Here is a 12,463-nt window from a genome sequence, read left to right as displayed (position 1 = left end):
CGACGGGGGCGGGTGAGGACATGGGCGGCACGCACGAGGGAGCAGGCGACGTCGCGGAGACGGCGGCCAACAGCCGTGCGTTGGCGGCTGCGGTCCAGGCCGTCCTGTCCCGCATCGACGCCCACGCCGCACGTGCCGCGCGCAGTGGGAGCGCACCCGCGGCGCCCACGGCGAAGGCGACGGCGACCGGCGGCGGGGGCGCCGCCCGGGAGCGCGCCGCCGCCTTGAACGACCCGGCAGGCACCTCCCCCAGGCCGGCAACGGACGGTGCCGCGGGCACGGCATCGACGGCGGCCGAAGCCGCCCGTCCCCACACCGACTCGGCGCTCTCGCCGCACAGCGCCACCCAGGACGCGCCCCACGCCGCACCCGACGACCCGGGCACCGACGACTCCGGCAGCGCGACCGGCACGCAGCGGGGCTCTGCCCGCGCGCCGGTCGCCGCGCCCGCCGCACTCGACGCGCTCGTCGCCTGCTTCGGACTCAGCGGTTTCGAGCGTGACCTCGTCCTGCTCGCGGCGGCAGCCGAGTTGGAGCCCACGACCAACGCGAGGTGCGCCGCGGCGAGCGGCGACCCGGAGCGGGCCTACCCCACCTTCTCCCTCGCGCTCGCCGCGCTCGGCGCCCCCCACTGGAGCGCCCTCACCCCCGTGGCGCCCCTGCGGCGGTGGCGGATCGTCGAGCTCGACGACGAGTCCCGGCTGACCACGTCCCGGCTCAGGCTCGACGAACGCATCCTGCACTTCCTGGTGGGCTCGCCGTACCTGGACGCCCGGCTGCACGGACTGCTGCGCCGCACCACCGCGCCGGACACGCTGCCCGCCTCGTACGGCCTGGCCGCCGACCGCGTCGCGGCCGGATGGGCGGGCCGCACGCGCCGCGTGGAGCTGGTCGGTGGCGATCTGCGGACCCGCACCGACATTGCGGCGGCTGCGGCACGCCGCTCCGGGCTCGGCCTCTACGAGATGGCCGCGGACGACATTCCCAGCGACCCGGCCGAGCGGGACCGGCTCGCACGGCTGTGGCAGCGCGAGGCGGTTCTGCTGCCCGCCGCACTGCTGATCGAGGTCGGCGACATGGACCGTGAACAGGTCGCCGCCACGGAGGCGTTCATCGAGAGCGCCGCCGTTCCTCTCGTGGTCGCGAGCCCCGATCCGCGCCAGACGGCACGGCCGCGCGGTGAGCGGGTGACCGTGCCGGACCTGGACGCGGACGAGCGGCTCGGCGTGTGGGCCGATGCGTTCGCCGGCGTGCCCGAGGTGTCGGAGAACGATCTGCGGGCGCTCGTGGAACAGTTCTCGCTGCCGCCGCATCTGGTGCGCTCCGCCGGAGCGGCCGTCGTACGGGACCTGTCCGGCGAGGACGAGCTGGACGCGGCGGGGCTGGCCTGGCAGGCCGGACTGACCGAGGCCCGGATGGGCATGGACGAGCTCGGCCGCAGGATCGAACCGCGGGCGGGCTGGCGCGACCTGGTGCTCGCCGAGCGGCAGTTGCGGGTGCTGCGCGAGATCGTGGCCCATGTGCGGCAGCGGCCGACGGTCTATCAGGAATGGGGCTTCGCCGCGACGCTGCGCCGCGGTCTCGGCGTGACCGCCCTGTTCGCCGGCGGGTCCGGCACCGGCAAGACGCTCGCAGCCGAGGTGATGGCCAAGGAGCTGGGCCTGGACCTGTTCATCATCGACCTGTCCCAGGTCGTCAGCAAATACATCGGCGAGACCGAGAAGAACCTGCGCAAGGTGTTCGACGCCGCCGAACGCGGCGGCGCGCTGCTGCTGTTCGACGAGGCCGACGCGCTGTTCGGCAAGCGCAGCGAGGTCAAGGACAGCCACGACCGTTACGCCAACCTCGAGGTGAGCTATCTGCTGATGCGGATGGAGGCGTACCGCGGTCTGGCGATCCTGACGACGAACCTGAAGCAGGCGCTGGACACGGCGTTCATGCGGCGCATCCGGTTCGTCGTCGACTTCCCGTTCCCGGGGGAGAGCGAACGGGCGGAGATCTGGCGCCGGGTGCTGCCCGCGCAGGCGCCGATGAAGGGCGTGGACCCGGAGCTGCTGGCGCGCCTGACCGTGGCCGGAGGTTCCATCCGCAACATCGCGCTCTCGGGCGCGTTCCTCGCCGCGGAGGAGGGCGACCGGCTCCAGATGCGCCACATGCTGGAGGCTGCGCGCACCGAATACCTCAAGCTGGACCGCTCCTTGACACCCTCGGAGGTCCACGGATGGGTCTGAACGAGGCTCGGCGCGACGACCCGCGCGCCGTGCGTGTGGACATCGGCGAGCTGGTGCTCGACGGTTTCGGCCGCGGTGTCGATCCGGAACGGGTGTCGGCGGCCTTCCGGGACGAGTTGTCCCGGCTGGTGCGGGAGCGGGGTGTTCCGCTGGCGGCCGGCGGCGGCCGGGCGCTGGAGGGGCTCGCCGGGCTGCCGCCGCTGCCCGCGACGGCCTCGGCCCGCCGGCTCGGCCAGGAGCTGGCGCGCGCGGTGCACGAGGGACTATGCGGCCGGGGTGAGGTGACGGCATGAGCACCTCCCACTCGCAGGAGACCGGCGCCGACCGGAGCGGCAAGCGGCGCAAGCGCAAGGAACGTGTCACCTCGCACGCCCCGGAGCCGAAGAACATCGTCAGTGGGGCCGGCCAGCCGCTGGACGTGAGTGTGCGCCGGGAGCTGGAGGAGCAACTCGGGCACGACTTCGGCCGGGTGCGGCTGCACACCGACCGGGACGCGGGCGCGCTGACCGAGATGCTGGGCGCTGACGCGGTGGCGGTCGGGCAGGACATCTTCCTCCGCGAGGGGGCGTACCGGCCCGGCACGCTCGACGGTCGGCGGCTGCTCGCCCATGAGCTGCTGCACACGGTGCAGAACCCGCACGGTCTGGGCGCGCTGCGCGCGGGCCGTGACCTCGGCGCGGTGAGCCTGCCGCAGCAGGCGATGGAGCGCGAGGCGGAGTCGGCGGCCCAGGACCTGGTGCGGGGCGAGGGGTCGCGGCCGGGCATCGGCGAGGCGGTCGAGGAGGGGCAGTCGACCCCCGGCTGGCTCCGCTACGCGACCGTGGACGCCGACCGCACCCGGCTCGAGCAGCTGGATCCGGCGACGCTCGTGGACCGGTTGGCGAACGGCCTACTGCGTTCGCTGCGCGGCGACCCGCAGGACCTGTCGGGCCGTGTGCGGTGGGAGCTCGGCCGGCTCTCACCGCAGTTGCAGGACTCTGTGCTCGGCCGGCTGGAGGCCCGGCTGCTGACGCCCGAGTACGACCGGCTGCTCGACCTGGTGGAGGAATCGGAGACCGGTCCGGAGAGCCTCACCTCGGCCGGGGTGCCCGCGCCCGAGGTCGACCTCTTCGAGGAACTGGGCGTCGAGCGCACGCGGTGGAAGCACGCCCAGGAGGGCGCGCGCGGATCCGACGAGCAGCGCGAGGCGGACGCCCGCGAGGAGGCGAAGGAGGCCGGTGCCCGGGACTCCAAGCGCAGCAGCGACCGCAGCCGGGCCGCTGCCGACGCGGCTGCGGAGGACCAGGAGGCGGCGCAGCGCCAGGATCAGGAGGAGGAGCGCGCCGAGTCCCGCAAGCGTGCCGACCAGGAGCAGAAGCAGGAGGAGGAGAAGCAGTCCCAGGAACGGCAGCGGGTCGACGAGGCTTCCGACGAACGGGCCCAGGGCCGGCAGGAGGGCACGGAGCAGGCGAAGGAGGAGCGCAAGGCGCAGCGCGACCGGGAGGAGCAGGACCCGGAGCAGACCAACGCGCCTGGTGCGGACAAACGCAAGCGCAAGGACGACGCGACAAAACCCGCGACCGGTTCGAAACCGGAGGATGTCGACCCGAAGGCGGGGGCGCAGCCCGGTCGTGTGCGGCCGGAGAAGGTGGACGAGCGGGCCGAGCAGCGCGAGAGCGCCCTGTCCGAGCACGGCCTCCACGAGCAGGACGAGAACGAGGACGAGCCGCGCGAGGAGGAGAAGCCGCTCGGCCTGGAGGCGGGCGCCGGGGACGAGATCGGCGCGGACCAGGAGCGCGAAGAGAGCCGTGACGGTGGCCGTCGCGAACAGGAACTGAAGCCCGAGGACCATCTGCCGGACACGGATCCGGATCTGTCCGGCGTCCCGACCGCCGACCGGATGAAGCCCGGTGACGCCCAGCCCACTCTGCCCTCCTTCCCGGCGCCGCCGCCGACCAAGGCCGAACGGGTCGCGCAGGAAAGGGAGAAGGAGCAGGACGAGGACACCGCGGCTCCCGAGGCGAAGGCACCCGGCCAGGACGAGGGCCCTGTCGAGGGCGAGGCCCCGCAGCCCGAGGGCAGCCCGGCGGCGGAGGCACAGGACCGCAGCGCGAAGGACCTGCAGACGGAGCAGTCGACAGAGCAGGAAGTCGGACCCGACCCGGAGACGACCGACAAGGACGAGCAGGCGCCGGAGGCCGAAAAGCCGGAACCCGCGCAGGACCAGGAGAAGCAGGCCGCCGAGCCGGCGGAGCGCGAGGACGGGCCCGACGCCCAGGACGAGCAGCGGCAGTTGAGCGAGCGCGGGCAGCTGGAGGCACGCCGGGGAGCCGCCGGCGCGCCGCAGAGCGGTGCCGACGGGCCGTCTCCGACCACGACGTCGCCTCCCGGCCCCGCGACGACGCGGCCGGCCGGTGCCGAGCCGCAGAGGACGTCCGTCGAGGACCGCAACCCCTCCCCCGCGGCACGGCGCGAGGCAGAGCCGCCGAAGCCGGAACGGGAGGCGGCCGGTCCGAAGAGCGGCATCCCCAAGGAGACCGGCCCCGGAGCCGCCCCTCGGGGCACCGTCGGCCGGAACGAGCCAACGGGCCCGACCGCCGCCGCGGGACCCGGCGCCGCACCGTCGGCCGCCCAGGCCGCTGTGAGCCCGGTCGCCGAGCAGGCCCCCAGCCCGGGCGCGATGGGCGCCCCGGCACCGGAGGGCGCTCGGCCCGCGCCGGAAGCGTCGCTGGAGAAGGACGGCGGCGGGTGCGCACCGCCGGAGCCCGCGGCGGAGAAGGAGGAGGCGGGCGGCAGTTGCGGCGGAGGTGGCGGCGCGGCGCCGGAGGAGAAGAAGGACGAGGCGCCGCCGGACGTCTCCGGCCAGGACCCCAAGGCCGCGATCGGCACCGTGAGCAAGCTGGCGCCGGACCAGGCGGCTGCTGCCATGCCCGGCGTGGACGCGGCGGCGGACAAGAAGGTCGGCGAGGAGCAACGTCGTCTGGCAGCCGACCCGCCGACCCGGGAGCGCCCTTCCGGTGCGCCGCGTACGCAGTCCGGCCCGCCGGAGGCGGCCCCGCCGGCCGCCGCGGTGACCGGCAAGGTCGAGAAGCTGGGGCCAAAGGAGCAGGGGGACAAGCAGCAGGCGAAGGGCAGTGAGAAGGCGGCCGGCGCGAAGCCCACGGACAGCACTCCCCCGCCCCCCATGCCGGTCACGGCGGAGCTGAGCGCCGACGAGGCGGAGAACGTCGAGGCCGCGGCGGACGCCGTGCCGACCGTCGACCCGGAACTGCGCAACAAGACGGTCGGCCCCGCGCCCAAGATCAGGCTGGAGGGCGCCAGCGACCCCAAACGCACGGACGACCAGGCCAGGGCCCTCAAGGAGAAGCAGTCCGACATCCAGCGCACGGGGCGCGAGGACACCTCCAAGCCGATGGGCGAGGACCAGATCTTCCCCGACGCGCCGCGCGAGCAGCTGGTCGGCAAGGCGACGGGCCGCGTGGGCGGCAAGGGCCGCGTCGGCGGCGCGAAGAAGGGCTCGGCGGCCAAGCCCGGTGTGGGCGCGGTCGCCAAGCAGGAGCGCGGCGGCGAGATCCAGGGGGCGGCGGGCCAGGCGCAGGGCGATCTGGTCGCCAAGGAGAAGGAACAGCAGCAGGGCGAGCAGCAGGCCAAGCAGGAGAAGCAGACCGAGATCGACCGTGAGGTCGCGCAGAACGCCGAGAAGCAGACGGCGGAACGCGGCAGGTCGGCCGAGCAGGCGCAGCGGGAGCGGGAGAGCTGGCGCTCCGAGCAGGACAAGAAGATCAAGGATGCGGACACCAAGTCCGAGAAGGAGCACAGCGAGAAGAACACCGAGATCGTCAAGGCCCGCGACGACAAGGACAAGGAGGTCAACGACAGGAAGGACAAGGACAACCAGCAGATCGACACGGAGCGCGAGAACGCGGAGAAGGAGGCGGAGAAGAAGAAGGAGGAGAAGAAACCGTCCGGAGGCTTCTTCGGCTGGCTCGCCGACAAGGTCAAGGGCTTCTTCAACGCGCTCCTGGAGGCGGTCACCGCGGTCTTCGACGCCGCGCGCAAGGCCGTGAACAGCATCATCGACACGTTCAAGGAGTGGGCCGACAAGGCCATCGACTTCGTACGCGATCTCGCCATCAAGGCGATCAACGTGCTGGCGGATGCGCTGATCGCCATCGGGGACGTGCTGCTGGCGGCGTTCCCGGAGCTGCGGGACAAGTTCCGCAAGGCGATCGAGGGCCTGCGGGACAAGGCGATCGACGCGGTCAACCGGCTTGCGGACGGCCTGAAGAAGGCCGTGAACGCGCTGCTGGACGCGCTGGCGGCCGGGTTGAACAAGCTGCTCGACGTCCTCGAGGCCGGCCTCAAGGCCGTCATCAAGGCGTACGAGGCGGTGATCCTGGGTGCGATCAAGTTCGCGCAGGCGGCGATCGAGGCACTGGGCAAGTTCGCGGCGCTGGTCGCGGACATCGCGCCGGACCCGGGCGGCTGGTTGAGCAAGGCGGGCAGCTCGGCGAAGTCCGGTATCCAGGACCATCTGTGGGGCGCGATCAAGACGGGCGTCAAGCGGTGGTTCGACACGAAGGTCGAGGGAATCCTCGGGCTCGGCAAGACCGTGATCGACGTCCTGGTGAAGGGCTGCGTGTCGGTCAAGCAGATCGGCAAGATGGCGTGGGACGCGATCATCGCGTCGCTGCCGATGATGATCGCGTCGATCGTCATCGAGAAGGTCGTCTCCATGCTGGTGCCGGCGGCGGGCGCAATCCTGACGATCGTTCAGGGCCTGATGGCCGCCTGGCAGAGCCTGAGCTCGATCCTCACGGCGTTCGGCAAGTTCTGGGCCTACCTGAAGGCGGTGAAGGCGGGTCCGGCCGCCTGCCTGTTCGCGGAGGCGGTCGCGGCGGGCATCGTGGCGCTGCTGGACTTCATCGCCAACTTCCTGATGATCCGCCTGACGGGCGCGACGAAGGGCGTCGGCAAGCGCCTGAAGGCGATGGCCCAGAAGATCATGCAGGGCCTGAAGAAGACGGGCAAGGGCGCGAAGAAGGCGGCGGGCTCCGCGGTCAACAAGGCGCGGGACGCGGTGCGGAACGCGAAGACGGCGATGCGCAGGCCGGCGACGGCGCCGAAGCCGAAGGCGGCGCCTTCGCCGAACCCGAAGAGTCCGGTCAAGCCGAAGGACACGGCGACGCCGAAGGGGCCGGCGAAGACGCCGTCTCCGTCGAAGCCGAAGGACACGGCGCCGTTGCGGTCGAAGGACAAGTCCTCCGAGAACACACCGCAGACCTCCAAGAAGCGACAAGAGATCGAGGGGCCGAAGCCCACCACGCCGAAGAAGCCCAAGTCACCGCTCGGCAACGCTCTCGGCAAAGCGAAGAGGGCTGTCAAGACCGCGCTGAAGAAGGTCCGTAACGCGGCGAAGACGTTGGGCAAGAAGCTGAAGAAGAGCAAGCCGGGCAAGGCACTGAAGAACAGTGCGGCCAAGCTGCGGAACGCGTTCGCGAAGAAGCGTGACCGGATGCGCGATCGCCACAGGCGACGCGTCGACGACAGGAAAAGGCGCCACGATGACCGGCGCAGGAATGAACGATCCCCTGAGTCGAAGCAGCGACGTCTCTCTTTGATCATTGAGCGCCTCCGGCGCACAATCGTCCCCCTTCTGAAGAAGGGCCTTCGGGGGCCGATCTATTACGGTCTGCTCCAGGCGCTTCGCGTATGGCATCGACTGACGCGTCTCACATCGTCCGGCCGTCCCGATTTCCGTGTCACCGCCACTCTGAATCCCAGTGGCACTGTCACGCCAGGAACTTGGGACGAGGACGAGGACGGCTACAAGGTAGCCCGCTTCGAACCTTTCGAAACCAATCCACCGGACAAGAAGGACAAGGACCTCAAGGAGGATGACCCCGACGTCGCAGCGTTCAGGAGGGCTGTCGCCGAGCGGCTGAAGGACCTGAACGAAGACGCCACCCTCAACGAGGTCAAGGGTTTGTGCGCCCGCCTGGCCAACACGTCACGCGGCATCAAGGCTCAGCAGTTGAAGTGGCTCGACGAATCGCCTGATGCGTCGACGCTGTTGATCGATCACCCGGGCGCCGCCATTTCAGCCGTTGGACGTTTCCAGAAGCAGAGCTTGTACGAACCCACCGGCGAGGTGCTTGCCCAGAGTGTGTTCGCGGACAGCAACGGAGGCCAGTACGTGCGGGATCAGAAGGGCCAGTACGTCCCTCGATACGTGACCCGCAATATGTCCGAGGCGGACTTGGCAAATTACAAGGACAATGGAATATCGGCACGGAAGAAGCGTGCCAACATTGCTCCGTGGCAACATGTCACCGGCGCGAAGAATTCACCCTTCATATCCACCACGAAAATCGGAGAAGGGAAGATCACCGACCCTAAAGGTAAGGAATGGAGCACCGCGGAGGGCTTCAATTACTACGGCACCATCAAGATCGACCTAGCCCATATAAACCCTGACTATATTCTCGACCTCACGACGAGGAAGGGTCAGCAGGAGTGGGATCTCAAGGCGCCTGGCAAGAAAATCAGGCAACAGGCACTCCGCGACGTCGTACGCACGCAAGAGGTCCTCGTCCGTGGCACCGTCCCCCCCGGCGCCATCACCCTCATCATCGACAAGAACGGAAAGCGCGTCACTCGCTGAGGCGGTCCGGCCACCAACCAGGAAAGAGCATGGAGAAATTCGACACCTACCATTGGCAGAGACACCGCCTGGAGGACCCTGAACTCGAGGCGGCACGGCTCGAACTGGTGGCGCCCCGGACCCGAGATGGCGCACTGAGCGCCTTCACCCGACTCCTGCACAGCACCAGCGTTCCGGCGATCGGGATCGCACTCGATCATTACCATTACGGGTTGTCGGGCGAACGGCACGGAATTGCCGGCCTCTTCGCCCCCTACGCTTCCGAGGTACTGGACCGCGCCAGGATGATTCTCCGGCGAGCCTCGTCCCTCGACCCGACTGCGGGTACCGATGTGGACCGGGCAGGTCGTGCCAGCGCGCTGCTCGTCCTGCTCAACGAGGCCACGCCCGAGGACTCCGAGCTGATCGCCGAGAGCATCGAAGACCGTCCCGGGCCTGATGAGTTCTCCGCGGCTCTACTGGCTGCCGGCACCATCCTGGGCTCCGCCCCTGAACCCGGCGGGCGCCTGGTCGCCGCCTTGGAACGCATCGTGTTCGACGAGTCCGCGGACCTCGACGAGCGGCTGGAGGCGCTGCAGGCACTCGCCCAGGGGAGTTCTCCCGATGTGGTGGCTGTGCACGTTCGGGTCTCTGCGGTGAATGAGCTGACTCTGCAGGTGACGGCCGTCCAGGCGCTCGCTTTCCACGACATGGACACCTACCGCGACCTCGTCCGAGAACGTGCGGCCTCCTGGCCCGAGGAAGCGCCTTACCCGGCCGCAGACGTCCGGCGTCTGCTGCGAGAGGACAGCGAGGGAATCCAGTGACCCGTTACGCCGACATACCCAAACCCATCCGCTCCGGCATCGTCGTCGTCGACCCTGAACGCGGCACCCCCCAGCGCATCATCGTCCTCCAGTTCAACCCCGACACCCTTGAGCGATCTCTCGCCCCCCAGGCCGCCGGCGGTGCGGGCGATGCGGGGGGCGGGGGCGGCGGGGGAAGTGGAGGGGACAGGAACGAGGCGCTCAGGCTCAAGGGGCCCGCCGAGGAGACATGGAAGTTCACCGCCGAGATCGACGCGACCGATCAGTTCGAGGTCGCGGCGCCCGACGGGATCCATCCCGAGTTGGCCACCCTGGAGATGCTCGTGCATCCCACCACCGCACAGCTCCTGGAGGCTTCGCGGCTGACGAAGAAGGGGACCATCGAGATCAGTCCGATCGAGATGCCGCTCACCCTCTTCACCTGGGGCAGCAAGCGCGTCATGCCGGTGCGGTTGACCGAGCTGTCCGTCAACGAGTCCGCGTTCGACGTCAATCTGAATCCGATCCGGGCCTCGCTGAGCATCGGGATGAAGGTGCTCAGTGTCAGCGACCTGCCGGCCGGGCACCGCGGGGCGGACCTGTACATGGCGCATCTTGCGCAGAAGGAGCGTCTGGCGAGGGCCGCGCGCAGCGGCGGGCTCGCGGCGTTGGGGCTGGCCGGGCGCGACGCCGGGCTGGGAAGGGGCTGAGCAGCGGACATGGCAGGCATCGAGCCGTACGAGAACGCGCTGGACGCGATACCCGGCGCCCACCCCTATCCCCGTTCCAGCCGCTACCACGACGCGGAGATCGGTGTGCACCGGCTGCGGGACGGTACCGAAGTGCGGTACGCCAAGCGCCGGTTGCTGCCTCCGCTGGAGGCGGCCAGGGGGGAGAGCGCCCCCCACACGGTCAACAGCGGTGAGCGGCCGGACCTGCTCGCGCAGCGGTATTTCGGCGACCCGGGACAGTGGTGGCAGCTGGCGGACGCCAACCCGGTGCTGGATCCACAGGAGTTGACGGAGGAGGCCGGCCGCGTCATCGAGATCCCGCACGCCGGCGGCTTCCCGGCGCCGGGAGACCGGTATGCCTGATCAGCCCGTCGGGCGTGGGCCCATCCACGTCACCCTGCACATGGGCCCCCAGCTGACCCGGCCCGTTCCGCCGGAGGTGACGGAGGCGCTGCTGTCCGCCCAGGTCACCACGACCGCGGGCGAACGCAGCGGGTTCCAGATCGCGTTCGATCTCACCAAGCAGGGCGCCCTGTCGCGCCGGCTGCTCCCCGAAGGGTTCTTCGACCCGAAGACCCGGGTCATCCTCACCGTGAGCGTCAGGGGCACGGCCGTCGTGCTGCTCGACGGGCTGATCGTGCGGCAGGAGGTCGGCGCGAGCAATCAGCCCGGGCATTCGACTCTCACCGTGACCGGCGAGGACCTCACCGTGCTGATGGATCTGGAGGAACGGACCGACCGGTATCCGAATCTGCGGCCGTCCGAGCGGGTGGCCCGCATCCTCGCCAAGTACGCGGACTACGGCATCGGGTCGCGCGTGTTCCAGGAGAAGATCGAGCAGCCGCCGCGGGAGCAGCTGAGGGTCGAGTACCAGACGGGCACCGATCTGAGCTACGTCAATGAACTCGCCCGCGCCAACGGCTACATCTTCTATCTGGAGCCCGGCCCCCGCCCCGGTCACTCCACCGCCGTGTGGGGGCCGGAGATCCGGCTCGGGCAGCGTCAGCACGCGCTCAACGTGAACATGGACGCCAACTCCACCGTCGACCAGCTGACGTTCGCCTACGACGGGACGGCTCGCGAGGAGCCGCAGGCGCGCGTGCAGAATCCCGCGACCCGCGACACCGTGCTCCTGCCGCAGCCCGACATCGGGCCGTTACGCCCTCCGCTGGGGCGCCGTGCGACGCCCGCCCTCAAGCGCAGGACGCTGTCCGGCACGGCCAAGAAGGAGTCGGCGCAGGCGCGGGCCGAGCTGCTGGCGCGGGCGGCCGTGTCGGCGGACTCCGTCTCCGGCTCCGGATCGCTCGACGTCAACCGGCACGGCTACATCCTGCGGCCCCGCGAGCTGGTCGGGGTGCGCGGCGCCGGGGTCACGTACGACGGCGACTACTACGTGAGGTCGGTGACGCACAACATCAGGCCCGGCTCGTACCAGCAGAACTTCACGCTGTCGCGCGAGGGACTGATCGCCCGCAGCGGCACCGTACGGCCGTGAGGCCTGAAGGCAAGGACCAGGGAGAGAACTTCGCATGGCTGCAGGACCGAACAACCGGTTTCTCGGCAAGTTCCGGGGGCGGGTGGTGAGCAACGAGGATCCGCTGCGGATCGGCCGTGTCACGGTCAAGGTGCCGGACGTGCTCGGAGACGAGACGTCCACGTGGGCGCTGCCCTGTCTGCCGTTCACGGGGCGGGAGTCCGGGCAGTACGTGGTTCCTTCGGCCGGGGCGGGCGTGTGGGTGGAGTTCGAGCAGGGGGACCCCAGCTACCCCATCTGGAGCGGCTGTTGGTACGGGGACAGTGCCGAGCTGCCGCCGGACGCGCTGGCCGGTGGGCCTGCGCATCAGAACGTGGTCATCCAGACCTCGGACCGGCACAAGTTCGTGATGGGCGACGTGCCCGGCGGCAACGGCATCCGGCTCCAGGCCGCGACCGGGGCGTACATCCAGGTCGACGAGAAGGGCGTGACGATCGCCAACGGGCAGGGCGCGTCGATCCTGCTGACCGGCGGCGAGGTCAACATCAACGACGGCCGGCTGATCGTGCCGAAGAAGCAGTAACCGACCAGGGGGAGAG

Annotated in this window: 8 protein-coding genes; all 8 read left to right on the top strand. The window is 70.3% G+C overall.

Annotated features, from left to right (window positions below):
- Positions 1-20: 20 nt before the first annotated feature.
- The 8 genes from ACIQ7Q_RS10485 to ACIQ7Q_RS10450 are packed head-to-tail and all read left to right on the top strand — an operon-like array spanning position 21 to position 12,447.
- Positions 21-2,231: an ATP-binding protein gene (locus ACIQ7Q_RS10485; RefSeq protein ID WP_403858680.1), complete on the top strand. Its 2,211-nt coding sequence runs from the start codon at positions 21-23 to the stop codon at positions 2,229-2,231.
- Complete coding sequence (locus tag ACIQ7Q_RS10480) at positions 2,222-2,524, top strand: hypothetical protein (RefSeq protein WP_403858678.1); 303 nt, start codon at positions 2,222-2,224, stop codon at positions 2,522-2,524. The genes ACIQ7Q_RS10485 and ACIQ7Q_RS10480 overlap by 10 nt, the downstream gene beginning before the upstream one ends.
- Positions 2,521-8,874, top strand: a complete 6,354-nt coding sequence (locus ACIQ7Q_RS10475) for a DUF4157 domain-containing protein (RefSeq protein ID WP_403858676.1) — start codon at positions 2,521-2,523, stop codon at positions 8,872-8,874. The genes ACIQ7Q_RS10480 and ACIQ7Q_RS10475 overlap by 4 nt, the downstream gene beginning before the upstream one ends.
- Positions 8,875-8,903: 29 nt before the next feature.
- Entirely contained in the window at positions 8,904-9,680 is a 777-nt protein-coding gene (locus ACIQ7Q_RS10470; RefSeq protein ID WP_403858674.1) for a hypothetical protein, read from the top strand.
- Positions 9,677-10,369 carry a hypothetical protein gene (locus ACIQ7Q_RS10465; protein ID WP_403858672.1) on the top strand — a complete coding sequence of 231 codons (693 nt, stop codon included), beginning with the start codon at positions 9,677-9,679 and terminating at the stop codon, positions 10,367-10,369. The genes ACIQ7Q_RS10470 and ACIQ7Q_RS10465 overlap by 4 nt, the downstream gene beginning before the upstream one ends.
- 9 nt (positions 10,370-10,378) lie before the next feature.
- On the top strand, positions 10,379-10,753 hold the full coding sequence (locus tag ACIQ7Q_RS10460) for a hypothetical protein (RefSeq protein WP_403858671.1): 375 nt from the start codon (positions 10,379-10,381) through the stop codon (positions 10,751-10,753).
- Positions 10,746-11,885 carry a hypothetical protein gene (locus tag ACIQ7Q_RS10455; RefSeq protein ID WP_403858669.1) on the top strand — a complete coding sequence of 380 codons (1,140 nt, stop codon included), beginning with the start codon at positions 10,746-10,748 and terminating at the stop codon, positions 11,883-11,885. Before ACIQ7Q_RS10460 ends, ACIQ7Q_RS10455 begins: the two co-directional genes overlap by 8 nt.
- 34 nt (positions 11,886-11,919) lie before the next feature.
- Positions 11,920-12,447 carry a phage baseplate assembly protein V gene (locus ACIQ7Q_RS10450; protein ID WP_403858667.1) on the top strand — a complete coding sequence of 176 codons (528 nt, stop codon included), beginning with the start codon at positions 11,920-11,922 and terminating at the stop codon, positions 12,445-12,447.
- Positions 12,448-12,463 lie beyond the last annotated feature (16 nt).

It is taken from the genome of Streptomyces sp. NPDC096176, from assembly GCF_044763255.1.
Lineage (GTDB): Bacteria > Actinomycetota > Actinomycetes > Streptomycetales > Streptomycetaceae > Streptomyces.
Note: the sequence above shows the minus strand (reverse complement) of the source record. Positions and strands in the feature narration are given on the sequence as shown.